This window comes from Dickeya aquatica (assembly GCF_900095885.1).
Taxonomy (GTDB): Bacteria; Pseudomonadota; Gammaproteobacteria; order Enterobacterales; family Enterobacteriaceae; genus Dickeya; species Dickeya aquatica.
This window is the reverse complement of sequence record NZ_LT615367.1, coordinates 4,127,787-4,152,395: the sequence shown is the minus strand read 5'-3', so window position 1 is coordinate 4,152,395 and position 24,609 is coordinate 4,127,787. Positions and strand designations below refer to the sequence as shown.

At 56.5% G+C, this 24,609-nt stretch carries 17 protein-coding genes; 10 read left to right on the top strand and 7 right to left on the bottom strand.

Annotation, left to right across the window (positions count from 1 at the left end):
• The first annotated feature begins 31 nt into the window (after positions 1-31).
• Positions 32-1,465 (top strand): glycogen synthase GlgA, encoded by a 1,434-nt coding sequence (glgA, locus tag DAQ1742_RS18845; protein WP_035344734.1) that lies wholly within the window; start codon positions 32-34, stop codon positions 1,463-1,465.
• 24 nt (positions 1,466-1,489) lie between these two features.
• Positions 1,490-3,937: a glycogen phosphorylase gene (gene glgP / locus DAQ1742_RS18840; RefSeq protein ID WP_035344731.1), complete on the top strand. Its 2,448-nt coding sequence runs from the start codon at positions 1,490-1,492 to the stop codon at positions 3,935-3,937.
• Between the two features lie 102 nt (positions 3,938-4,039).
• Here the strand turns inward: glgP and glpD are convergent, their stop codons facing one another.
• The gene (gene glpD / locus DAQ1742_RS18835; RefSeq protein ID WP_035344728.1) at positions 4,040-5,539 is read right to left on the bottom strand and encodes a glycerol-3-phosphate dehydrogenase; all 1,500 of its coding nucleotides are present in this window, start codon (positions 5,537-5,539) and stop codon (positions 4,040-4,042) included.
• A gap of 418 nt (positions 5,540-5,957) precedes the next feature.
• On the opposite strand from glpD, the gene glpE reads away from it, so the two are divergent.
• From glpE to malQ, 5 genes are all read left to right on the top strand, one after another.
• Positions 5,958-6,278 carry a thiosulfate sulfurtransferase GlpE gene (gene glpE, locus DAQ1742_RS18830; protein ID WP_035344725.1) on the top strand — a complete coding sequence of 107 codons (321 nt, stop codon included), beginning with the start codon at positions 5,958-5,960 and terminating at the stop codon, positions 6,276-6,278.
• Between the two features lie 167 nt (positions 6,279-6,445).
• Positions 6,446-7,273 carry a rhomboid family intramembrane serine protease GlpG gene (glpG, locus tag DAQ1742_RS18825; protein ID WP_035344722.1) on the top strand — a complete coding sequence of 276 codons (828 nt, stop codon included), beginning with the start codon at positions 6,446-6,448 and terminating at the stop codon, positions 7,271-7,273.
• An 81-nt stretch (positions 7,274-7,354) separates the two neighbouring features.
• Entirely contained in the window at positions 7,355-8,113 is a 759-nt protein-coding gene (locus DAQ1742_RS18820; RefSeq protein WP_035344719.1) for a DeoR/GlpR family transcriptional regulator, read from the top strand.
• 45 nt (positions 8,114-8,158) lie between these two features.
• Positions 8,159-10,591 (top strand): maltodextrin phosphorylase, encoded by a 2,433-nt coding sequence (gene malP / locus DAQ1742_RS18815; protein ID WP_035344716.1) that lies wholly within the window; start codon positions 8,159-8,161, stop codon positions 10,589-10,591.
• 12 nt (positions 10,592-10,603) lie between these two features.
• A complete protein-coding gene (gene malQ, locus DAQ1742_RS18810) occupies positions 10,604-12,772 on the top strand; it encodes a 4-alpha-glucanotransferase (protein ID WP_051124135.1) in 2,169 nt (722 codons plus the stop codon).
• Positions 12,773-12,945: 173 nt separating this feature from the next.
• Here malQ and nfuA read toward each other — a convergent pair whose 3' ends face one another.
• Both nfuA and gntX read right to left on the bottom strand, forming a co-directional pair.
• A complete protein-coding gene (gene nfuA, locus DAQ1742_RS18805) occupies positions 12,946-13,521 on the bottom strand; it encodes a Fe-S biogenesis protein NfuA (RefSeq protein WP_035344714.1) in 576 nt (191 codons plus the stop codon).
• Positions 13,522-13,577: 56 nt separating this feature from the next.
• The gene (gene gntX, locus DAQ1742_RS18800; RefSeq protein ID WP_035344711.1) at positions 13,578-14,282 is read right to left on the bottom strand and encodes a DNA utilization protein GntX; all 705 of its coding nucleotides are present in this window, start codon (positions 14,280-14,282) and stop codon (positions 13,578-13,580) included.
• Positions 14,283-14,361: 79 nt separating this feature from the next.
• Here gntX and bioH point away from each other — a divergent pair, with 79 nt between their 5' ends.
• Positions 14,362-15,141, top strand: coding sequence for a pimeloyl-ACP methyl ester esterase BioH (bioH, locus tag DAQ1742_RS18795; protein ID WP_035344707.1), 780 nt, complete (start codon positions 14,362-14,364; stop codon positions 15,139-15,141).
• Positions 15,142-15,281: 140 nt separating this feature from the next.
• Here bioH and DAQ1742_RS18790 read toward each other — a convergent pair whose 3' ends face one another.
• From DAQ1742_RS18790 to greB, 4 genes are all read right to left on the bottom strand, one after another.
• Positions 15,282-17,609 (bottom strand): Tex family protein, encoded by a 2,328-nt coding sequence (locus DAQ1742_RS18790; protein ID WP_035344704.1) that lies wholly within the window; start codon positions 17,607-17,609, stop codon positions 15,282-15,284.
• Positions 17,610-17,742: 133 nt separating this feature from the next.
• A complete protein-coding gene (locus tag DAQ1742_RS18785) occupies positions 17,743-19,473 on the bottom strand; it encodes a lysophospholipid acyltransferase family protein (RefSeq protein WP_035344700.1) in 1,731 nt (576 codons plus the stop codon).
• Positions 19,474-19,574: 101 nt separating this feature from the next.
• Complete coding sequence (locus tag DAQ1742_RS18780) at positions 19,575-21,563, bottom strand: LTA synthase family protein (protein ID WP_035344697.1); 1,989 nt, start codon at positions 21,561-21,563, stop codon at positions 19,575-19,577.
• Positions 21,564-21,709: 146 nt separating this feature from the next.
• Positions 21,710-22,195, bottom strand: coding sequence for a transcription elongation factor GreB (greB, locus tag DAQ1742_RS18775; protein ID WP_035344694.1), 486 nt, complete (start codon positions 22,193-22,195; stop codon positions 21,710-21,712).
• 261 nt (positions 22,196-22,456) lie between these two features.
• Here greB and ompR point away from each other — a divergent pair, with 261 nt between their 5' ends.
• Entirely contained in the window at positions 22,457-23,176 is a 720-nt protein-coding gene (gene ompR, locus DAQ1742_RS18770; protein ID WP_005969424.1) for an osmolarity response regulator transcription factor OmpR, read from the top strand.
• Complete coding sequence (gene envZ / locus DAQ1742_RS18765; protein WP_067487343.1) at positions 23,173-24,597, top strand: two-component system sensor histidine kinase EnvZ; 1,425 nt, start codon at positions 23,173-23,175, stop codon at positions 24,595-24,597. Before ompR ends, envZ begins: the two co-directional genes overlap by 4 nt.
• Positions 24,598-24,609: the final 12 nt, after the last annotated feature.

Sequence of the window (24,609 nt, the reverse complement as noted above, 5' to 3'; positions counted from 1 at the left end):
CCACGGTGCGAATGGCCTTACGGGAGAGATGATGCGGGTATTACATGTGTGTTCAGAGCTATTCCCTTTGTTAAAAACCGGGGGACTGGCCGATGTGGTTGGGGCGTTGCCTGCGGCACAAATTGAAGCGGGCATGGATGTGCGGGTGTTGCTGCCCGCGTTTCCTGACCTGAAAAAAGGCATTCCCGATACCCAGATTGTGCGCGAGCTGGAGACGTTTGGCGGGCGGGTAACGTTGCGCTACGGCCATTATAACGGCGTGGGCATTTACCTGATCGATGTGCCGCATTTGTATGAACGTGCGGGCAGCCCGTATCACGACACGTCAATGTTTGCGTATGCCGATAATTTTCTGCGCTTTGGCCTGCTGGGCTGGATGGGTGCGGAGATGGCAAGCGGCGTCGATCCGTTCTGGCGGCCGGATATTGTACACGCTCACGACTGGCACGCCGGGCTTGCCTGCGCCTATCTGGCGGCGAAAGGGCGACCGGCTAAGTCGGTGTTTACGGTACACAACCTGGCCTATCAGGGGTTGTTTGATGCGCACCACATGAGCGACCTGCGGCTACCGCCGGAATATTTCAACATGTATGGCCTGGAGTTCCACGGCCAGATTTCCTACCTCAAAGCCGGGTTGTATTACGCCGACCACATCACCACCGTCAGCCCGACCTACGCTCATGAAATCACGCAGCCGGAGTTTGGCTACGGGCTGGAGGGGTTGTTGAAGGTGCGTGAAGAGGCGGGCCGCCTGTCCGGTATTCTCAATGGGGTGGATGATGCGGTCTGGAACCCGGCTCAGGATACGCTGCTGACGGCGACCTACAGCCGTGATGAACTGGCGCGCAAGGCGGAAAATAAACGCCACCTGCAAACGGCGATGGGGCTTAAAGTGGACGACCGCGTGCCGGTGTTTGCGATTGTCAGCCGCCTGACCAGCCAGAAAGGGCTGGATATCGCGTTGCAGGCGGTGCCCACGTTACTGGAACAAGGCGGGCAACTGGTGGTGCTGGGAGCCGGTGACGCTACGCTACAGGAGGGATTTTTGGCGGCGGCGGCGCAACATCATGGCCGTGTCGGCGTGCAGATTGGTTATCACGAAGCGTTCTCGCACCGCATTATCGGCGGGGCGGATGTGATTATGGTGCCCAGCCGGTTTGAGCCGTGTGGGTTAACCCAGCTCTACGGCCTGAAATATGGCACGTTGCCGCTGGTCAGGCGTACCGGCGGGCTGGCCGATACCGTGGCAGACAGCTCGCTGGAAAATCTGGCGGATGGTCTGGCGAGCGGGTTTGTGTTTAGCGATTGCAATGTGGCCTCGCTGTCACGGGCGATTCGTCGGGTGTTTGTGTTGTGGTCTCGTCCATCGTTATGGCGTTATGTACAACGTCAGGCAATGGCAATGGATTTCAGTTGGCAGGTTGCAGCCAAGGCTTATCGTGCGCTGTATCAACGTCTGTGGTAATTCGCGTCCATAGGGAATGAAATTATGAATTCTCCGTTTATTTACAATTCACCGACCCTCAGCGTTGATGCGCTGAAACACTCCATCGCCTACAAACTGATGTTTACCGTCGGTAAAGACCCCAGCATCGCCAGTAAACATGACTGGCTGAATGCGGCGGTATTGGCGGTGCGTGACCGGATGGTTGAGCGCTGGTTGCGCTCGAACCGCGCCCAGTTGTCGCAGGATGTGCGACAGGTCTACTACCTGTCGATGGAGTTTTTGATTGGCCGCACCCTGTCGAATGCGCTGCTGGCGATGGGCATGTACGATGACCTGAAAGTGGCGCTTGACGCCATGGGGCTTGATCTCAACGAATTGCTTGAAGAAGAGGATGATCCGGCGCTGGGTAACGGCGGTCTGGGCCGCCTGGCGGCCTGCTTCCTCGACTCGCTCGCCACCATGGCGCTGCCGGGGCGCGGCTATGGTATTCGCTATGAATACGGCATGTTTCGCCAGAACATCATCGATGGCCGTCAGGCCGAGTCGCCGGATTACTGGCTGGAGTATGGCAACCCGTGGGAGTTCCCGCGCCATAGCACCCGCTACAAAGTGCGTTTTGGCGGTCGTATTCAGCAAGAGGGCAGTAAAACCCGCTGGGTGGAAACCGAAGAGATCATCGCCTGTGCTTATGACCAAATCATCCCCGGTTTTGATACCGATGCCACCAACACGCTGCGGCTATGGGCGGCACAGGCCAGTAATGAAATTAACCTCGGTAAGTTTAACCAGGGCGATTACTTCGCGGCGGTAGAAGACAAAAACCACTCAGAGAACGTCTCGCGCGTGCTCTACCCGGATGACTCAACCTATTCGGGCCGCGAGCTGCGCTTGCGTCAGGAGTATTTTCTGGTGTCGGCCACGGTGCAGGATATTCTGAGCCGTCACTGGATGATGCACAAAACCTACAGCAATCTGGCGGAAAAATTTGCCATTCATCTTAATGACACCCATCCGGTGCTGGCTATCCCTGAGTTGATGCGCCTGTTGATTGATGAACACAAATTCAAGTGGGATGTCGCCTGGGATGTGGTGACACGCGTGTTCTCCTACACCAACCACACGCTGATGGGCGAAGCGCTGGAAACCTGGCCGGTAGACATGCTGGGCAAAATCCTGCCGCGCCACCTGCAACTGATTTTTGAGATTAACGAACGTTTTCTGGAAGACGTACAAGAGCACTTCCCGAATGAGCCTGACCTGCTAAAACGGGTGTCGGTGATTGATGAAGAGCACGGGCGCAAGGTGCGTATGGCGTGGCTGGCGGTGATTTGCAGCCACAAGGTGAATGGGGTGTCGCAACTGCATACCGATTTGATGGTGCAATCGCTGTTTGCGGATTTCGCGCGCGTTTATCCTGAGCGGTTTTGTAATAAAACCAACGGGGTCACGCCACGTCGCTGGCTGGCGCTGGCTAACCCGTCACTGTCAAAAGTGCTCGACGATACCATTGGCAAAACCTGGCGCACGGATTTAAGCCAACTGGAAGAGTTAAAGCAACATGTTGACTTCCCGGCGTTTTTACAAAAAATCCGCAATGCCAAACGGGAAAACAAACGGCGGCTGGCGCTCTATATCGCCCAGCATCTTGATGTGGTGGTAGACCCGAATGCGCTGTTTGATGTGCAAATCAAGCGTATCCACGAGTACAAACGGCAGTTGCTCAACGTGTTGCACCTGATAACGCTGTATAACCGCATCAAAGATGACCCGGATCTCGATCGGGTGCCGCGTGTCGCCATTTTTGCCGGTAAGGCAGCTTCGGCCTATTACATGGCCAAACACATCATTCACCTGATTAACGATGTCGCCAAAGTGGTGAACAACGATCCGGCGGTGAAAGATAAGCTGAAGATTGTGTTTATTCCCAACTATGGCGTGAGCCTGGCGCAGATAATCATCCCTGCCGCCGATCTCTCTGAGCAGATTTCACTGGCGGGCACCGAAGCATCCGGCACCAGCAACATGAAGTTTGCCATCAACGGGGCGCTGACCATCGGCACGCTCGATGGGGCCAACGTAGAGATGCGCGAGCGGGTGGGCGATGACAACATCTTTATTTTCGGCAACACCGCCGAGGAGGTCGAAGCGTTGCGCCGCAGTGGTTATAACCCGCGTGAATTCTACAATCAGGATGAGGAACTGCACCGGGTATTGACGCAAATCGCCACCGGCGCGTTCAGCCCGGATGAGCCGGGGCGCTACGCCGACCTGTTTGACTCGCTGGTCAACTTTGGCGACCACTACCAGCTGCTGGCGGATTACCGCAGTTATGTGGACACCCACGACAAGGTGGATGATGTCTATCGGGATGAGGACGACTGGACGCGTCGCACGCTGCATAACATCGCCAATATGGGCTACTTCTCTTCTGACCGCACCATTCAGGAGTACGCCGACGATATCTGGCACATCAAACCGATACGGCTGTAGCGCACCGCAGGCAGTTGTTGTTGTCTGTTATTGTCGGCGGGTGTAATACAAAACCCCCTCAGGTGGCCTTGAGGGGGTTTTTTTAGCGGTGATGCGCTGGCGTTAACCCGCGGCGGCGAGCCGGTGACGATAGTCAGCAAGCCAGGCCGCAACGCGCTGTTGCTGTTCGCTGTCGAGCAACATACCCAGCTTGGTACGCCGCCAGATGGCATCGTCAAGGCTAACTACCCATTCGTTTTCGACCAGATAACGCAGCTCCGCTTCATACAGCGAATGGCCGAAATGTTCACCAAGATCGCCCACGCCTTGTACGTTAGCGAGTATTTTCTCACTCTGGCTGCCGTAAGTGTGGCTGTAACGGCGTGCCAGCGCGTGCGGCAGGTTATGACGGCGGCGCAAGGTAGCGGCATAATCATCGCGGGTGCCGCTGATATCACCACCGGGCAACACGGCGTTGCGCGTCCAGGCCTGACCGGCCTGCGGGTAGTATTTCAGCAGTTTCTCCAGCGCGTGTTCCGCCAGTTTGCGATAGGTGGTGAGCTTGCCACCAAACACCGACAGCAGCGGCGTTTGGCCATGGTCGTCTGCCACTGACAGCGTGTAGTCACGGGTGATGGCTTGCGGCGAGTCAGACTCGTCATCACACAGCGGGCGTACACCGGCATAACTCCAGACGATATCGTCGCGCGTCAGCGGTTTCTTGAAGTGATCGTTATACACATCAAGCAGATAGCGAATTTCGTTATCGTCAATTTTCACCTCGCGCGGGTCGCCTTTGTATTCCACATCGGTGGTGCCGATGATGGAAAAATCGTCCTGCCATGGGATGACAAACACAATGCGGCTGTCTTTATTTTGCAGGATATAGGACTGCTCTTCATGATGGACGCGCGGCACCACGATGTGGCTGCCTTTGATCAGGCGAATACCATAAGGTGACGGCAGTTGCAGCCCGTCATCGAAGAACTGGCGCACCCACGGGCCAGTGGCGTTGACCAGCCCTTTGGCCTGCCAGCGGTGGGTTTCGCCACTGAGCGTGTCCTGTGCTTCGACCACCCACAGGCCATTTTCCCGGTGTGCGCGTGTGACTTTCATGCGCGTTTTCACCTCGCCGCCACGGCGTACCACTTCCTGGGCGTTGAGCACCACCAGACGGGCGTCATCAACCCAGCAGTCAGAATATTCGAAACCGCGCGTCAGCTCCGGTTTGAGTACCGATTCGCGGCCGAATTTCAGCCCGTGGCTGGACGGCAGGCTGACGCGCTTACCCAGATGGTCATACATAAACAGCCCGGCGCGGATCATCCAGGCCGGACGCAGGTGCGGCTGGTGTGGCAGGCGAAAGCGCATCGGGAAAATAATGTGCGGAGCCATTTTCAGCAGCACTTCGCGTTCTGACAACGCTTCACTGACCAGACGGAACTCATAGTGCTCCAGATAGCGCAGGCCACCGTGAATCAGTTTGGAACTGGCGGAAGAGGTGGCGCTGGCCAGGTCCTGTGCTTCAAGTAACAGCACCGACAAGCCACGCCCGGCGGCATCTGCTGCGATACCTGCGCCGTTAATGCCTCCGCCGATCACGATAAGATCTTGGGTTTCCACGTTGTTTCCTCCGCCACGTCAAAAGCTGTGATAGTCGCTAAACGCGATAATGTTCGTTTTCGCTCATTATAGTAATCGAAAACAAACATGTTAGCCAAGCGTTAACCAATTAAAAACATTTGTGCGTGTTTCTGGCGTGATGCAGATAACAGTTTTCCCATCCGGTTTGACCAATAAATGACAGGTTTAATCCCACGGTTTTTACAGGGTTAATGCCAGCCCTGCCAAGGTTCTGTCGTTATGAGCATGGCGCGGGTGTGCATAAAAGTTGATGCAGAAAAGTAGCCATGTGGCGGGCACCACGCTTACAATTCAATAACAATCAACGTTATTGTCACCCCGTTGCTCACATTCGTTAGCGCTAATGGCGCGGTGGGTGGCGTGAGTCACACTGTATCAATACATAATGAGGCCGTTCATGGAGCAGTTTGAAGCAATCGATATCGAGCAGGCGTATCAGCGCTGGCAACAAGGTAACGCGCTGGTGGATATCCGCGATCCGCAAAGTTTTGCCAGTGCGCATGTGCCGGGTTCCACTCATCTTACCAATGAAACGCTGGCGGATTTTGTGCGCGAGGCGGATTTTGAGCAGCCGGTGATGGTGATGTGTTATCACGGTATCAGCAGTCGAAATGCAGCCAATTATTTGATTAGCCTTGGGTTTGAAACGGTTTACAGCGTGGATGGTGGTTTTGAGGCCTGGCAAACGCGTTTTCCGCAGGAGGTAGCGCAGTCATAGTCTGTACGGTGTGGCGGGTCTGTGGTGTGAAACCTCTCACATGAATGGAGCAAGAGGGCGGGGAATCGCGGGTGTGGCGCTGCGCTTCGCGCAGTAAATGTTTTAGAATCGATAACATACACATCACGTCACCTTGATTGCGGGGTGAAAGACCAAAGGCAGGTGCCATGATCCGAATCGTTACGCTGTCAAATCCGCGTCTGGCGCAGGCGTTTGTTGACTATATGCACACGCATCAGGTGCGCCTGGTTATCCGCCTAAATGACGATGAGGTGGACATCTGGCTCCCTGATGACAGTGCATTCGAAAGGGTGCAGCAGGAGCTCGAGCGCTTTTTGCAAGAGCCCTGGCATACGCGTTATCAGGCGGCCAGCTGGCAGACCGGCACCACTGACAGCGGGCTGCGCTATCAGCCGTTTTCGTACTTGCACACATTACGCCAGCGAGCGGGGCCACTGACGCTTGGCGTCATGGCGATAACGGTGGTGGTTTACCTGTTGATGCAGTTCTACGGTGTCGATCGCGTGATGGGGCGGCTGGCCTTCCCTGATCACGGGCAAGCGCTACAGCTGTGGCGCTGGTTTAGCCACGCGTTACTGCATTTTTCGCTGTTGCATTTGCTCTTTAACCTGATGTGGTGGTGGTATCTTGGCGGCCCGGTTGAACGGTTGCTGGGTACCAGGCGACTGTGTGTGATGCTGCTGCTGTCATCGGCTATCAGTGGCGCGGTGCAGTCCTGGTTTAGCGGCATCTATTTTGGTGGGCTGTCCGGTGTGGTGTATGCCCTGATGGGCTACGTTTGGTTGTATGGTGAACGTGAACCACAGGGGCCGCTGCATTTGCAGCGCAGCATGATGGTGTTTGCGCTGGTGTGGCTGGTGGCCGGGTATTTCGATGTGTTGGGGATGTCTATCGCTAATGCCGCGCACGTTGCCGGGCTGGTGATGGGATTACTGATGGCCTGGTGGGATACGCGCAGACAGCACCGCCTTTGATGAGACGGCCCTGTGCGCATATGGCAGGACACGGTTTGTGATTGACCGGTATGACGCATATCGGTATTTGAGGGGAATAATGTGAAGCAAACGCAGCGGCACGACGCCATTATTGAACTGGTGCGTCGGCAAGGATACGTCAGTACCGAAGAGCTGGTCGAACATTTTGCGGTCAGCCCGCAGACCATTCGCCGTGACTTAAACGATCTGGCAGAACAAAATAAGATCCACCGTCATCATGGGGGCGCTGCTTTACCTTCCAGCTCCGTCAATACTGCCTACCATGACAGGAAGATGATGTGGTCGGATGAAAAAGCCAGGATTGCGAGACAAGTCGCCAGCCAAATTCCGGATGGTGCTACGCTGTTTATTGATATCGGTACAACGCCGGAAGCCGTGGCCCACGCGCTGATGAACCATAAGGAATTACGTGTTGTCACCAATAACCTGAATGTTGCAACGTTATTAACGGCCAAAGAGGATTTTCGTCTGATTCTGGCCGGTGGTGAAGTGCGCAGCCGCGATGGCGGTATTATTGGCGAAGCGACGCTGGATTTTATTTCCCAGTTTCGGCTCGATTTTGGCATTTTGGGTATCAGCGGTATTGATATGGATGGCTCATTGCTGGAGTTTGACTATCACGAAGTGCGCACCAAACGAGCCATCATCGAAAATTCACGCTGCGTGATGCTGGTGACAGACCACTCCAAGTTTGGCCGTAACGCGATGGTCAATTTGGGCAACATGGACTTGATCGACTATCTTTTTACCGATCAGTTACCGCCAACCAGTGTGCTGAAGATTATCGAACAACATAAGGTACAGTTGGAGTTGTGCTGATCCCGACCGTGCCTTTTTCCATCACCGATACAGGAGAGAGGCACGATGTCATCACCCTTCGATTCTTCCCGCTTTGCTGCCGCATTGCAGCGCCAGTTACTGGCCAGTGCCAGGCCGTCTTTACAGGCGCTGTCGCTACGTCAGTGTTGGCAATTCGTCAGCGCTGCACTGGCGGAACAACTCGATGTGCTGGCCTCTGGCTGCCACTCCGTGTTGCCGGGCGAGACGTCGCTGCCGCCTGCGGCGACCGGTCGCCACGTCAATTACCTCTCAATGGAGTTTTTGCCCGGCCGTCTTACCGGTAATAATTTGCTCAATTTAGGCTGGTATGACGCTGTGGCTGAGGTGCTGGCGCAGCATGGGCTGGCGCTGAGTGATGTGCTTGAGCAGGAAACCGACCCGGCGTTGGGGAATGGCGGGCTGGGGCGGCTGGCGTCATGTTATCTCGATGCGATGGCGACGGTTGAGCAGCCTGCTATCGGATATGGTTTGCACTACCAATATGGCTTATTCCGCCAGTATTTTGATGCCAGCTTCCAGTGTGAAGCACCGGATGACTGGCAGCGAGACAGCTACCCCTGGTCGCGCCCGCGCCCTGAACTGGCGGTAGAGGTGGGGTTTGGCGGAGAACGGGTGGTGCAGGCCGATGGCAGTGAGCGCTGGATACCGGCACAGGTTGTGGTGGGCGAAGCCACTGACATCCCGGTTATTGGTTATCGCAATGGCGTGGTGCAACCCTTGCGGCTGTGGCAGGCCACTCACAGTGAGCCCTTTTCGCTGCAAGCATTCAATGACGGGCGCTATCTGAAAGCAGAGCAGCAGGGCGTTGAGGCGGCCAGCCTGACCAAAGTGTTGTACCCGAATGACAACCACGCTGCGGGCAAACAATTACGCCTGATGCAGCAGTATTTTCAGTGCGCCTGCTCGGTGGCGGATATTTTCCGTCGCCATGAGCGTGCAGGCCGGGCGCTGAATACCTTGCCGGATTACGAGGTGGTGCAACTCAATGACACCCACCCGACGCTGGCTATCCCGGAAACGTTGCGGTTGTTGCTGGATGAACATGAAATGCCGTGGGATCAAGCCCTTGCATTGACCTCACGGCTGTTTGCCTACACCAACCATACCCTGATGCCCGAAGCGCTGGAATGCTGGGACGAACGGCTGTTTGGCCGATTGCTGCCCCGCCATCTGTCGATTATCAAAACCCTCAACGAGCAGTTGCGCCAGCAGGTTGAGGCCCGCTGGCCGGGCGATAAAAAGGTGTGGGCGCGCCTGGCGATTGTGTTTCGCCGTCAGGTCAGAATGGCCAATCTGTGCGTGGTCGCCTGCTTTGCGGTCAATGGTGTGGCAAAGATGCACTCAGATTTGGTTGTGCGTGACCTGTTTCCAGAGTACCACCAGCTATGGCCGACCAAATTTCACAATGTGACTAACGGCATCACCCCGCGCCGCTGGCTAAAACAGTGTAATCCGGCGCTTTCAGCCTTGATTAGCGAAACGCTCAATAGCGAGTGGGAGCGCGACCTGTCCCGGCTGGTGGAACTGGCACCTTATGCGCAAGACAGCGCGTTTCGCACCCGTTATCGCCAGATAAAGCAGGACAACAAAGTCCAACTGACACAGTTTTTACAACGTGAGTATGGCATCCGCGTTGATGCAAGCGCGTTGTTTGATGTGCAGATCAAACGTTTACATGAGTACAAACGCCAGCATCTCAATTTATTCCATATTTTGTCGTTATATAAACGATTGCGTGACGACCCCGGATTGGATATTGTGCCGCGCATTTTTCTCTTTGGTGCCAAAGCCGCTCCGGGGTATGTGCTGGCAAAGAATATTATTTATGCCATCAACTGTGTGGCGGAGCACATCAACCGTGATAAGCGGGTTAACGATCGCCTGAAGGTCATTTTTCTGCCGGACTATCGTGTTTCACTGGCCGAGCGGATGATTCCGGCGGCGGATGTATCAGAGCAAATCTCTACTGCCGGTAAAGAGGCGTCGGGTACCGGCAATATGAAACTGGCGCTCAATGGCGCGTTGACGGTTGGCACGCTGGATGGGGCGAATGTGGAGATGGCTCAGGCCGTAGGGGCGGACAACCTGTTTATTTTCGGGCATACCGTCGATCAGGTGAAGACCCTGTTGGCGGGAGGTTATGACCCGCTGGATTACCTTGATAAAGAGCCTCTGCTGGCTGCGGTGATTAACGAGCTGGCGGATGGCACATACAGCAATGGAGATAAGACCGCGTTCGCCCCGCTATTGGATAGCCTGCTAAAACAGGGCGACCCCTATCTGGTGATGGCCGATTTTGCGCCCTATTGCCAGGCCCAACAGCGTGTGGATACGCTTTATCGTGAACCTGATGAATGGACGCGCCGCTGCATTTTGAATACCGCCCACATGGGGATATTCAGTGCCGATCGGGCAATTCATGATTATCAAAAACGCATCTGGACGGTGCGTGATTAAGGAATCAATACCATGGTGCTGAGAGCAAAAAAATCCGTACCCCCATACGTGGGGATCGCCGATACCTATAAAGATGCTTACGGTAATGAACGGACAATAGATCCCAAAATCCGCGAGCAGTTGCAGCATTTGCTCGACGAGGACACCCCAGTACACACCTCGCCACTGCCTGCGGTGTGCGTGTTTCGGGAACATCAACCACACAGTTTGCCACTGCGCGAAGCGGCTGATTACGGCTGGACGCTGTTGTATGAAAAAGGCGGCATGATTGAAGGGCGAGTGAACGCTCAGGCAACGTTAGTGTTGCCGGATAACCTGCCGCTCGGGTATCACCAGTTGACGTTAACCCAAGGCGAGCAGCAGTGGCGTTGCCGGGTGATTGTCGCCCCGGCAGGCTGCTACGAGCCGGAGCCGTTGACTCTGGGTAAACGCTGGTGGGGCGTCACGGTGCAACTGTATACCCTGCGCTCGGCGCATCACTGGGGGATTGGCGACTTTGGCGATTTAAAAACGCTGGTAGAGCAGGTGGCGCGTCGTGGCGGTGCCTTTGTCGGTCTTAATCCGCTGCATGCGCTCTACCCGGCACAACCTGAAGCCGCCAGCCCGTATAGCCCGTCGTCTCGCCACTGGCTGAATATTATTTATATTGATGTTAATCAGGTGGATGATTTTCACCACAGCGATGCGGCGCGAGACTGGTTACAGCAGGAGGATATCCAGCAGCAGCTGGCCCGCGTGCGCGCCAGTCGCTGGGTGGATTATAGTGCGGTGATGGCGCTGAAACTGGCGGCGTTACGTCTGGCGTTTGCTCATTTTAACTACCGCAGCGCGCTTGACCCGCGCCAAAGTGCCTTCCGGCAATTTCTGCAAACCCACGGCGAAAGCCTGCAACGCCAGGCAACTTACGATGCGCTACAGGCGTGGTTTAAGCAGCAGGGAGTGCCGGTAACCGGCTGGCAGCACTGGCCGCCGGAATATCAGGATGCGGGCAGTGAGGCTACGTTACGCTTTCGCAAGCAACATGCTGATGAAGTGCGTTTTTATTGCTGGTTACAGTGGCTGGCATACGATCAGCTCGCCGCCTGTTTTGCTCGCAGCAAGCAACTGGGGATGCCGATTGGCCTGTACCGCGATCTGGCAGTGGGTGTGGCGCAAGGCGGTGTCGATACCTGGGCTGCGCCGCAGTTGCACTGCCTGAAGGTTACGCTGGGAGCCCCACCAGACCCACTCGGGCCGACGGGGCAGAACTGGAACCTGACGCCGATGCACCCGGTACGGCTGCGCCAGCGTGATTATCAGCCATTCATTGATTTGCTGCGCAGCAACATGGCGCATAGCGGGGCGTTGCGTATCGATCATGTAATGGGGTTGATGCGATTGTGGTGGATCCTAAGCGGCAATGATGCCAGTCACGGTGCCTATGTGCTCTACCCATTAGACGATCTGTTGGGGATTCTGGCGCTGGAAAGCCATCGCCACCGCTGTCTGGTGATCGGTGAAGATCTGGGTACGGTGCCGGAGGCTATCGTGCATAAGCTGCGTGATAACCGCATTTATTCTTATAAGGTGCTGTTTTTCGAAAAAGACCAGCACGACTGTTTTCGCGCACCCCAAGATTACCCGCCTCGCTCCATGGCGACCATCACCACGCACGATTTGGCGACGCTGCGCGGTTACTGGCAAGGCGTTGACCTGACGCTGGGTAAAGATCTTGGCCTTTATCCCGACCCGGAGCAGCTACAGAGCCAGCTTGAGGCGCGTGAGCGAGCCAAACAGGGGTTGCTTGATGCGTTGCATGAACAGGGCCTGTTGCCGCAGCGGGTGGGGCGCAACGCCGCCCTGACAACCATGAGCGCCCAGCTTAACCGTGGCGTGCAGCGTTATATGGCGGACAGCGCCAGCGCATTGCTGGGATTGCAACTGGAGGACTGGCTGGATATGGCGGCTCCGGTGAACGTGCCAGGTACCGATCAGCAATACCCGAACTGGCGTCGTAAACTCAGTCGTCCACTGGATTCGATTTTCACCGATCGTTATCTGGAGCGATTGATCCGCGATATCGACCTGCGTCGGGGCGGGCCGGTGCCCTCGCGCATTCGTGCTAAAAAGCCTGCGCCTGAGCCAGAAAAAGAGGCGGTTGCCGAGGTGCCGAATACAGGCACAGAATTGAAGCCACAATAGCTTTGTTATCGCCTGGTGGCCCGCCTGGTGTGGGGCTGCGGGCAATGAGCGATGACCAATACCATTGAGCCTGACACATGAACATGAAAAAACGCCACGGGCGGCGGTCGCGGCCTGTGGCGTTGATGCTATTGATATCGCCTGATATTCGTCTGATAACAGAGGATCAGTGATTAATAGTAAGAGTGCTCGCCGCGCTGGTGTTCGGTCAAGTCACGTACCCCTTTCAGCTCGGGGAATTTTTGCAGCAGCTCTTTTTCAATACCCTCTTTTAGCGTGTAATCCACCATCGAGCAGCCGTTACAACCGCCGCCAAACTGCAAAATGGCATAACCTTCCTCGGTGATTTCCATCAGCGAGACGCGACCACCGTGCCCGGCCAGTTGCGGATTAATCTGTGATTGCAGCGTGTATTCCACCCGTTCCATCAGCGGGGCATCATCGCCCACTTTGCGCATTTTGGCGTTTGGCGCTTTTAGCGTTAGCTGAGAGCCTAACTGGTCGGTGACGAAATCAATCTCGGCCTCGTCCAGATAAGGGGCGCTCAATTCATCCACATAAGCAGACAGTTTTTCGAATTTTAGTTCAGTATCGTTCGCTTCAACGGCATCCGGCGGGCAATACGAGACACCGCATTCGGCGTTCGGGGTGCCGGGGTTGATGACGAAAACGCGAATCTGAGTACCTTCTTCTTGCTTTGCCAGCAGTTTGGCAAAATGCTCCTGAGCCGCATCGGTAATACGAATCATAATGTTAACTCAATAGTTGACTACGCCAGTTGGTTATAATACGCCCATCCTGACGGTTACGACAAGGTGCGGCAGAGACACCATACCTGAACCTGATGCGCACCGGCGGCGGTTAACAACCGGCTGAGCTGTGCAACCGTATTGCCGGTGGTGACGATATCATCAAGCAGCACAATGTGTTTACCGCGCAGATCCATCCGGCACTGAAAGGCTCCGTGCAGATTATGCCGCCGCGCACCGGCATCCAGCGTGTGCTGTGCGGCGGTGGCGCGCACCCGGCGCAGCGCTGCCGGGTAATAGGCGCACCCCAGCGCATGAGCCAGGTAGCACGCCAGCAGGTCGGTTTGATTAAAACCGCGTCGCCACTGACGCCAGCGGTGCAGCGGCACGGTGACGATGGCATCCGGGCGCGGGTAAGCCTGCGGCAGTGCCAGTACGGTTTCCCGACGCCGCTCGCGCCAGCGCAGTAACAGCAAGCGTGCCAGCGTGGCAGCCAGCTCGGTACGGCGTTGGTATTTCAGTTGCTTGATAAGCGAACTGAGCGGTGGCTGATAGTCACTGACAAACAGCAAGGCATGCCAGGGCGGCGGTTGTTGCAGGCAGCGGCCACAGGGTAAGGTCGCGCTGGCTGAAGGCAATCCGCAGCGCGGGCAATGGATGTGGGGGGCTTGCAGGTGACGGCGGCAGTGACTGCAAATCCCGTGATGACTATGATAGAGCGGCTGCTGGCAGAGCCAGCATTGAGCCATGATCGTCAACATCGTCTTTTCCCTGACTCATCAGGCGCAGCCGGCGGCATGGCCTGAATCATTCCATTTCTGACGGAGGACACGATAACTCATGGGATCACTGCACTGGCAAACGGAGGGGGAAGGTTCATGCGAACTTGTGATGTTGCATGGCTGGGGGATGAATTTACAGGTATGGAACAACATCGTCGTGCGACTGGCCCCGCATTTTCGGCTGCACCGCGTGGACTTGCCGGGGTATGGTCAGAGTCAGGGATTTGGCGCAATGTCGCTGGCAGAGATGACACAGCAGGTGCTGGCGCAGGCACCCGAGCGGGCGATATGGTTAGGCTGGTCGCTCGGCGGGCTGGTTGCCAGCCAGGCGGCATTAGCGGCACCAGAGCGCGTCAGTGCGCTGATTACGCTGGCCTCGTCGCCCTGTTTTAACGCGCGCGAGGACTGGCCGGGCATTCGCCCGCAGGTGTTGTCCAGCTTCCAGCGTCTGCTGAGCGATGATTTCAACGGCACCATCGAGCGTTTTCTGGCATTGCAGACGCTGGGGACGGAACATGCCAGAAAAGACGCACGGGCGCTGAAAGAGGCGTTATCCGGCCAGCCGTCGCCGTCCACCGAGGTGTTGCTCGCCGGGCTTGATATTTTGCGTGATACCGATTTACGCGTGCCGCTGAGTTCGCTCACCCTGCCGTTCCTGCGCCTGTACGGTGCACTCGACGGGCTGGTGCCGCGCAACGTCGTCGCGCTGATGGATGAGCAATATCCGCATTCAACCTCATTTGTTATTGCTAAAGCCGCCCACGCCCCGTTTATCTCCCACCCGGAGGTGTTTGTGAAACTGGTGGTGGATTTTGTCAAAGCGCAAGTGCAGGCGTAAGGCGTGACGCGAGATTTTCGCCTTATGGCATCATCTATAACAATATAAAACGGGGCGGTTAGCCGACCGCCCCGTCGCGCAATCACCCATGACGGAATATCCCAAGGCGTACGCCTTCTGCGAAACGCCTTTGCAAGGTGTTAGCGTTTTTTAAACGCCGCTGCCAGCGCATCGCTCATGGCGCTGTTGCCTGCCGAGGGGGTATTGGCCGGGCGCGATTTGGCTTTGCCCGCCGGTGCGTTGCGCGGTGCCGCGTTGTCGCGCGCTCCGCCGCCGCGACGGCTGTTGCCTTCGCCGGGCTGTTCGTCCAGCCGCATGGTCAGGGCGATACGTTTGCGCGGCAAGTCCACTTCCAGCACTTTTACCTTCACGATATCCCCGGCTTTGACCACCTGATGCGGGTCTTCTACAAAGCGGTCGGCCAGAGAAGAGATGTGCACTAACCCGTCCTGATGTACGCCGATATCGACAAATGCGCCGAAGTTGGTGACGTTGGTCACTGCGCCTTCGAGGATCATGCCGGGCATCAGGTCATTGAGCGTTTCTACACCGTCGGCAAAGGTGGCGGTTTTGAACTCGGGTCGCGGGTCACGCCCCGGTTTTTCCAGCTCTTTGAGGATGTCGGTCACGGTTGGCAGGCCAAAGCGGCTGTCTGTGAACTCGCTGGGTTTCAGCGCCCGCAGCGCGCTGGTGTTACCCATCAACTCTTGCAGTTTCTGTTCGGTGACTGCGAGAATGCGCTCGACTACCGGGTAGGCCTCCGGGTGAACGGTGGAGGCATCCAGCGGGTTGTCACCGTGGTTGATGCGCAAAAACCCCGCGCACTGCTCAAAGGCTTTCGGGCCGAGGCGGCTGACTTTTAAGAGCTGGGCACGGTTGCTAAAACGGCCATTTTCATCACGCCAGTTGACGATGTTTTGCGCCATCATGCGCGTCAGCCCGGCAACGCGGGTCAGCAAGGCGACCGAGGCGGTATTGAGATCAACGCCGACGGCGTTCACGCAGTCTTCCACCACCGCATCAAGTTTTTTCGCCAGCAACGTCTGGCTGACATCGTGCTGGTATTGGCCGACACCGATGGATTTCGGGTCAATTTTTACCAGCTCGGCCAGCGGGTCTTGCAGGCGGCGGGCGATGGACACCGCCCCGCGCAGCGAAACGTCGAGGTTCGGGAACTCTTGTGCTGCCAGCTCCGAGGCGGAATAGACCGAGGCACCCGCCTCACTGACGATCACCTTCTGGGCTTTCACCTCAGGAAATTGCTGTTGCGTATCGAGGAAAAAACGCTCGGTTTCGCGTGATGCCGTACCGTTACCGATAGCCACCAGCGCCACCTGATGCTTGATACACAGCGCCGCCACCACGGCCGCGGCCTTGGCCGCCTGACCGGTATGCGGGTAGACGGTATCGGTCGCCACCAGTTTGCCGGTGGCATCCACCACCGCGACTTTCACCCCGGTACGCAGGCCGGGGTCAAGCCCCATGGTGGCGTGTAATCCGGCAGGGGCCGCCATCAGCAGGTCACGCAGGTTGCGGGCAAACACGTTGATGGCTTCTTCTTCGGCTTTCTCGCGCACGCTGCCCATCAGCTCGGTTTCCAGATGCAACAGCACCTTGATGCGCCACGTCCAGTTCACCACCGCACGCCGCCAGTTATCCGCCGGAGCGTTATTCAGGCGCAACCCGAGATGGCTGATGATGATGTGCTCACCGTGGCTCTCTTTGGGCGGCTCATCGTATTGCGGGTCGGCATTGAGCGAAAGCTGGAGAATGCCTTCGTTGCGGCCGCGAAACATCGCCAGCGCGCGGTGAGAAGGCACCTGAGCCAGCGGCTCGTGGTGGTCAAAGTAATCGCGGAATTTCGCCCCTTCGTCGTCTTTGCCTTCGATGACGCGAGACACCAGATGGGCACTTTTCCACAGATAATCACGTACTTTGGCCAGCAGTGTGGCATCTTCGGCAAAACGCTCCATCAGAATATAGCGCGCGCCGTCCAGCGCGGCTTTGACATCGGCGACGCCGTTTTCGGCCTGCACGTAAGCCGCTGCCGCCAGCTCTGGTGTTTGCGACGGGTCGTTCCACAGGCTGTCTGCCAGCGGCTCTAGCCCGGCTTCAATGGCGATTTGCCCACGGGTGCGGCGTTTCGGTTTATAGGGCAGGTAGAGGTCTTCCAGCTCGGTTTTACTCAGCGTGCCGTGAATGGCACTGGCCAGCGCTTCGGTAAGTTTGCCCTGCTCATCAATGGATTTGAGGATGGTCTGGCGGCGGTCTTCCAGCTCGCGCAGGTAGCCCAGGCGGCTTTCCAGTTGGCGCAGTTGGGTATCATCGAGCCCGCCGGTCACTTCTTTACGGTAACGGGCGATAAATGGCACGGTGTTACCTTCGTCAAGCAGCTGAATAGCCGCGCTGACCTGTTCGGTGCGAGCCTGCAATTCGCTGGCGATAATCTGACTTAATGCGTTCGTCATAGTGTTATTTGCGAAAATGAACGTTGAAAGGATAAAGATTGGCGACAGTTATACGGATTGATGGCGGAAAATACCAGTCAGACAATGGCGGGTTTTTACGGCATTGCCGCGTTGCGGCGGCAATGCCGATAGGTTATTTCTGTGGGGTGGCGGGCGCGTCATCCACGGCAAAAGGGGCGATATAGCGCTGATAACGTGCCGGTTTGAGCTGCTGTAAATCCACCAGCACTAACCCGTCAACGCAGTGGCTGAAGTCAGGGTCAACGCCGAAATCGATGAACTGCACGCCGCCCGGCTCGCACAGTTCCGAATACTGTTTATACAGCGTCGGGATGGAGCAGCCCATGTTACTGAGCATGCTTTTCAGGCGGGTCAAATCCTGTTGATAGTCATCGCCTTCAAATTGCCGCAGCACCTCCGGCAGGGAAGCCGGGTAAGGGCGACGCGAGCGGGCCAGTGACTGACTGGGGGCGAAGTGCAGCCGGTAAAATGCTATCAGTAAATCGCGCGCCGACGACGGCATACTGCCTGACAGTGACACCGGGCCAAACAGGTAGCGGTATTGCGGGTAACGCGCCAGATACGCACCAATGCCGAGCCACAGGTAATCCAGCCCGCGTTTGCCCCAATAGCGCGGCTGGATAAAACTGCGACCCAGCTCGATGCCATTTGCCAGAATCGGTGACATCTCTTCACCGTACTGGAACAGGCTGTGGCTGTAGAGGCCATCGACCCCCTTTCGTTGCAGCAATTGCGCCGTTGGCGCGAAGCGATAAGCTCCCACGATATCGAGCTCGCGCTCGTCCCACAAAATCAGGTGCAGGTAGTCATCGTCAAAGCTGTCCAGATCGCGGCGCTTACCGGAACCTTCGCCGACGGCGCGAAAGGCGATTTCACGCAGGCGACCCAGTTCACGCAGAATCGGCACATAATCTTCACTGCCACGCTGATAAAGGTAGATTTTTTTGCCATCCGGCGTGGTGCCGAGCATTTCACAGGCTTCCAGCGCATGTTTGAGCGCCGTGCGCTCTTCCGGCAGCGCGATAGGCTTTTCTCCGGCAAAGCAGCCCGGCTTGCCCTGGCCGAGACGGTAGACGTGGCGACGAAAGCGGGCGGCCAGATCGTTTGGCTGCCATTCACCCTGACTCCAGCTGGCGTAGGGGATTTGTGCACCGATGCGAAAACGCAGCCGGTTGCCTTGCTGGCGGAACATTTCGCGCACCAGTAACAGTGTGGAAAGCGGGCGATACAGGAGGGAGGAAAGATAAAACAGGCTACTGTTCCGCCCGCTGATGTGAATGGGCACAATCGGGGCGCGCGCTTTGGCCGCAAGGCGAAGAAAACCGCTGTGCCAGTGGCCGTCGCGGATACCTTGCAGGCTCAGGCGTGACACTTCGCCAGCCGGAAAGACAATCACCGCGCCATCCCCGGCCAGATGGTCTTGAATGGCACACAGTTGCTGACGCCGGGTACGGTTGCTGAAATTATCCACCGCAAAAAACAGGTTTTTGAGCGGTTCGATGTAGCTCAGCAACTGACTGGCGACGATGCGCACATCCGGGCGCACACTGGCGACGGTACGCAGCAGTGCCAGCCCGTCCAGCGAACCTATCGGGTGGTTGGCCACCAGCACCACCGGCCCCTGAGAGGGAATATTCTCCAGCGCGCCTTCCACCATTTCACAATTCAGGTTGAAGTAATCGAGCACTTGCTCGACCAGGTCTAACCCTTTCAGGTGCGGATAACGCTGGGCGAATTGCTGAAATTCATGCTCGAACAGCAGGCTGCGCAATAGCGAGCGTTGCCAGGGGGACGTGGGTCGATGGGGGGCGAGATCGTGTAGTATGTTGTCCAGGCTAAACATAAAAGGGCCTCCAGAATCACCGAAGGCCACGGTACGGCAGGGACGTGACACCTTTATGTCAATACGGTCAACATCAACACAATGGTGTCAGAGCGCGCAGGTTATTTGTCGAGAACACCTTTTTCACGGGCATTGATTTGCCAGCGCAGCAGCGCCGGGTAGGCATCAATTTTCTGGCGCAGCGCCGGGTCGGGCGTTTGCGCATCGGGTTGGGTCAGCATCGGGTTTTCAGGATGCCAGCGGTAATAGCCACCGCCGCCCATCGGCACCACCCCCTCAGCGTTAATCCACAGTTCTTCGTTATAGCCAAACGCGCGCGTTGCATCATCCTGTTTCGCCAGAATATTGCGCCCGCCTATCGTGTAGTAGGGCGTATCCGACAGGCTATAGGCATAGAGCGTCGGGTAAACATCTTTGTGCGAGCCGGGGCGCTGGGCGTCAAAATGCCAGGCGGTATTGGCCAGAATGGTTTTCGGCACATACAGGTAAAACGGCACGGCACGATCGAGGAACTGCTCTTGCGGGTATTTGGCTTTTAAACGCCGCATTTGGTGGTCGCCGGTGGCGGCAATCAGGGTGTTATCGCCCAAAGGAGAGGCTTTTACCGCGGAGATAAAGTTGCCCAGCGCATTGGTGGCGTACTGGTAGGTTTTCGCAATCGACTCTTGCTCTGCCTGGGGCACTTCGGCATGGGCCATCATGTCGGCGGCGGCATAGGCTGGCAGGGGCTGATAGCTGGCGGGCACCTGATAAGGCGGGTGGTTCGTCACCGTCAGAATGCTGATGAAAACCGGCTGGCTCGACTGCGAGAGCAGGGTCTGGGCCAGACGGAAGGCAAATTCGTCCGGTATGCCCCAGTCGGTCAGCATGGCGCGGGACTCGGGGTAACGCTCCATCAGCGAGCTTTGGTCATAGACTTCATCCACGCCAAGTCGCGGCAGGTAGTTGCCCAGATTGCGCCACATGCGGCTGCCTGAGGTGATGAAAATTACCTTGTAACCGGCCTTTTTGTAAACGGCGTAGGGGGTGTCATTCAGTACCGTATGCTGTGCCGAGGAGTGGCTCAGGTTCTGCACCGGGCTTAGGAAAAACATGGCGGCAAACGAAGGCGCGGTGCCGTTACCTTCCGAGACAAAACGCCGGAACACGAAATCCGAGGCAAAATGCGGGCGCAGCGCGCCCAGCAGGTCAGTTTCCGGCAGGTGGTCATAAACCAGCATATTGCTGCCCATGCTTTCCATCAGCGCCATCACCACATTCGGGCGGTGTGCGGCAAGCCAGGGGTTGGCTGGCGTGCGTCCTTCCAGCGTACCCAGGCCGCTTTGCTGGCGCAGCCGTTCGCCGTTGCTGCGCGCCACCGGCTCAAGGCGCACGTCTTCTCCCCGGTCGCCAATGGCCCAGGCTGATGCCATTAAGCCGTTGGGAACCAGCTTATTGAGAATAATGACGGAAGAGATTTGCGCATCGTTGCGGCGCAGCGGAAAGGTGCTCATGCTGCCGCGAATCATGGCGAAAAACAGCAGCAGACTGACAAGCAGGTAAACGACAAAGACCGCGCTATGCCAGAAACGGCGCTGGGGCTGCGGTGCTATCGTGCGTTTGCCAAGCGCGGCCAGCGCGAGCGAAAAAAGCAGTATCAGCAACAGTGACGGCACCACCGGATAATCCTGCCAGATGTTAGCTAACACGGCGGTAGAGTCTTCATCTATCAGCCCGAAAGCGAAGATATCGATGTAGGTGTGGTAGGTCTGATAATAAAAATAGTTGCCGACAGCGATGCCGCTAATCAGCAACGCCGCCGCCGCCAGATACCAGGGGGTAATCCGCTGTAGCCAGCGCCAGCCGCTGCGATGCACGGCAATCAGCAGCCCGATAACCAGCAGCGGAGCCAGAATAATCGACACCGCGCGTAAATCGTAACGCAACCCGGTCAGCCACAGCAGGCTAACGTCGTGTTCATAACCGGATAATTGCTGCTTGTCGGTAAAAACCTGAAACATCACCAGACGGGTGGCCGACAGAAATAACGCTAAGAGCATCACCTGTAACCACAGGGTCTTCAGAAACGAGCGGGCGTGTTGTTGATACATACCTATTCTTATGCTGACCAAATTATGCGTGGCGCAATAGTATAGTTTGATGACACTGAAATCTCAGTGATGTGACGCGCAGGTGAATTGCTAAGGTAAAAAAATGTAAACGGCAGCCTGTGCTGCCGTTTTGTATCAGTTCAGCATCACCAGCCCGCAGGTTGCTGATAATCGATGTGGTTGATGTACCAGGTTCTGGGGCCTGCGGGGGTCGGGACCACCGCTTCTTCGTCTACCGCTTTTTTCAACAGCGCCCGTGCCATAGGCGCATCAATCGAGATGTAATCTTTGCGGCCATAAATTTCATCCGGGCCGACAATGCGAAACCGTTTAATATCACCGTCCTCATTTTCCACCTCGACCCAGGCACCGAAAAAGACTTTGCCATCTTGCTGCGGCGAGTAATCAACCACCCTGACCACTTGCAGGCGCTTACGCAGATAGCGCACGCGGCGGTCAATTTCGCGTAACAGGCGCTTATTGTAGAGATAGTCGGCATTCTCACTGCGATCGCCAAGGCTGGCGGCCCAGGCGACTTTTTCAGTAATTTCCGGGCGGCGTTCTTTCCACAGGTAGTTCAGTTCCTGATGCAGAGCCTCGTAGCCCTCGCGGGTTATCAAATCGGTTTTCATACGCGTTGACTGAAATGTGAAGAGAGTAGAATCGTCATAATCGTTGAGTGTGAGATAACATAGCCTATACCCGCCATACTTCAAACTGCTGGTGCGATGGCCTCTGGCTGGGTGATATAACGCGAACGGCTTGATTACAACGTGTTTTTATATTGTTTGTAACAATTTCGCCTAGAATATATACCAGAAACGGCTGTCAGTCTGTTGCCGGTTTCTTAACAATATTAGCACTGGCGGTTATCACGTCTTTTGGAGAACACGATGCAAGAGAATTATAAGATTCTGGTGGTGGATGACGATATGCGCCTGCGTGCGTTACTGGAACGTTACCTGACTGAACAGGGCTTCCAGGTGCGTAGCGTCGCCAACGCCGAACAGATGGACCGCCTGCTGACACGCGAGTCTTTTCATTTGATGGTGCTGGATTTAATGCTACCGGGCGAAGATGGGTTGTCGATTTGCCGACGCCTGCGCAGCCAGAGTAACCCGATGCCCATCATCATGGTGACGGCGAAAGGCGAAGAGGTGGATAGAATTGTCGGGCTGGAGATAGGCGCTGACGACTATATTCCCAAACCGTTTAACCCGCGCGAACTGCTGGCGCGTATTCGTGCGGTGCTGCGCCGTCAGGCCAATGAACTGCCGGGCGCACCCTCGCAGGAAGAGGCGATTATCGCGTTTGGTAAATTCAAACTGAATTTAGGCACGCGGGAAATGTTCCGTGATGACGAGCCGATGCCGTTGACCAGCGGAGAGTTTGCCGTACTCAAGGCGCTGGTCAGCCACCCGCGGGAGCCGTTATCGCGTGATAAGTTGATGAATCTGGCCCGTGGCCGTGAGTACAGCGCCATGGAGCGCTCGATTGATGTGCAGATTTCCCGCCTGCGTCGCATGGTGGAAGAAGATCCGGCGCATCCGCGTTATATCCAGACGGTCTGGGGGTTGGGGTACGTCTTTGTGCCAGACGGCAGTAAAGCATGATTCGATGGCGCTTCTCTCCGCGCAGCGCCTTTGCCCGTACGCTGTTGCTGATCGTCACGCTGCTGTTTGTCAGTCTTGTCACCACCTATCTGGTGGTGCTTAATTTCGCTATCTTGCCCAGTCTGCAACAGTTCAACAAAGTGCTGGCCTATGAGGTCAGAATGCTGATGACGGATAAATTGCAACTGGAAGACGGTTCGACTCTTGATGTGCCACCGGCATTTCGCCGGGAGATTTACCGGGAGCTTGGCATCTCGCTTTACACCAATGCGGCCGCTGAAGAGAGCGGTTTGCGCTGGGCGCAGCACTATAAGTTCCTCAGCCAGCAAATGGCCCAGCAACTGGGCGGACCGACCGAGGTGCGGGTTGAGGTGAGCAAAAATACCCCGGTTGTCTGGCTGAAAACCTGGTTATCGCCGGATATCTGGGTGCGGGTGCCGTTAACGGAAATTCATCAAGGGGATTTTTCACCGCTGTTCCGCTATACGCTGGCGATTATGTTGCTGGTGATTGGCGGGGCCTGGCTGTTTATTCGGGTGCAAAACCGGCCATTGGTCGAGCTTGAACATGCGGCGATTCAGGTCGGCAAAGGGATTATTCCGCCGCCGTTACGTGAGTATGGCGCATCAGAGGTGCGCTCGGTGACGCGGGCGTTTAATCAGATGGCAGCCGGGGTAAAACTGCTGGCTGATGACCGCACCTTGCTGATGGCGGGGGTCAGCCACGATTTGCGCACCCCGCTGACGCGCATTCGTCTGGCCACCGAGATGATGGGGCAGGAAGACGAATATCTGGCGGAATCGATCAATAAAGATATTGAAGAGTGTAATGCCATCATTGAACAGTTCATCGATTACCTGCGCACCGGGCAGGAAATGCAGATGGAGGTGGCCGATCTCAACAGTATTCTTGGCGAAGTGGTGGCGGCAGAAAGTGGCTATGAGCGTGAAATTGATAGCGAATTCGCTGATGGCGAGTTGCAGATAAAAGCCAGCCCGCTGTCAATTAAACGGGCAGCGCTCAATCTGGTGGTCAATGCCACCCGCTACGGCAATGGCTGGATTCGTGTCAGCAGCGGCCGTGAGTTACAGCGCGCCTGGTTTCAGGTGGAAGATGACGGCCCAGGTATTGACCCATCGCAGCTTAAACACCTGTTCCAGCCGTTTGTGCGTGGTGACAGCGCCCGCAGCACCAGCGGTACCGGGCTGGGGCTGGCGATTGTACAACGGATTATCGACGCGCATAACGGCTCACTGGATATCGGCACCAGTGAACGTGGCGGGTTGCGGGTGCGGGCATATCTGCCGCTGCTGTTTAACGCGCTGCCTGGTTCGGGCTCGGTACGTGAGGGATCACATCAGGTTGTAGCGACGATTGGCCCGCGCAGCCGGAAAAAACGCGGCGATAAACCGCATTTTTGACGGAAAGTGAAA

Coding starts and splice junctions, on each gene's coding strand:
- glgA (WP_035344734.1), top strand. CDS start 32: ATGCGGGTATTACATGTGTGTTCAGAGCTATTCCCTTTGTTAAAAACC.
- glgP (WP_035344731.1), top strand. CDS start 1,490: ATGAATTCTCCGTTTATTTACAATTCACCGACCCTCAGCGTTGATGCG.
- glpE (WP_035344725.1), top strand. CDS start 5,958: ATGGAGCAGTTTGAAGCAATCGATATCGAGCAGGCGTATCAGCGCTGG.
- glpG (WP_035344722.1), top strand. CDS start 6,446: ATGATCCGAATCGTTACGCTGTCAAATCCGCGTCTGGCGCAGGCGTTT.
- malP (WP_035344716.1), top strand. CDS start 8,159: ATGTCATCACCCTTCGATTCTTCCCGCTTTGCTGCCGCATTGCAGCGC.
- malQ (WP_051124135.1), top strand. CDS start 10,604: ATGGTGCTGAGAGCAAAAAAATCCGTACCCCCATACGTGGGGATCGCC.
- nfuA (WP_035344714.1), bottom strand. CDS start 13,521: ATGATTCGTATTACCGATGCGGCTCAGGAGCATTTTGCCAAACTGCTG.
- gntX (WP_035344711.1), bottom strand. CDS start 14,282: ATGTTGACGATCATGGCTCAATGCTGGCTCTGCCAGCAGCCGCTCTAT.
- bioH (WP_035344707.1), top strand. CDS start 14,362: ATGGGATCACTGCACTGGCAAACGGAGGGGGAAGGTTCATGCGAACTT.
- DAQ1742_RS18790 (WP_035344704.1), bottom strand. CDS start 17,609: ATGACGAACGCATTAAGTCAGATTATCGCCAGCGAATTGCAGGCTCGC.
- DAQ1742_RS18785 (WP_035344700.1), bottom strand. CDS start 19,473: ATGTTTAGCCTGGACAACATACTACACGATCTCGCCCCCCATCGACCC.
- DAQ1742_RS18780 (WP_035344697.1), bottom strand. CDS start 21,563: ATGTATCAACAACACGCCCGCTCGTTTCTGAAGACCCTGTGGTTACAG.
- greB (WP_035344694.1), bottom strand. CDS start 22,195: ATGAAAACCGATTTGATAACCCGCGAGGGCTACGAGGCTCTGCATCAG.
- ompR (WP_005969424.1), top strand. CDS start 22,457: ATGCAAGAGAATTATAAGATTCTGGTGGTGGATGACGATATGCGCCTG.
- envZ (WP_067487343.1), top strand. CDS start 23,173: ATGATTCGATGGCGCTTCTCTCCGCGCAGCGCCTTTGCCCGTACGCTG.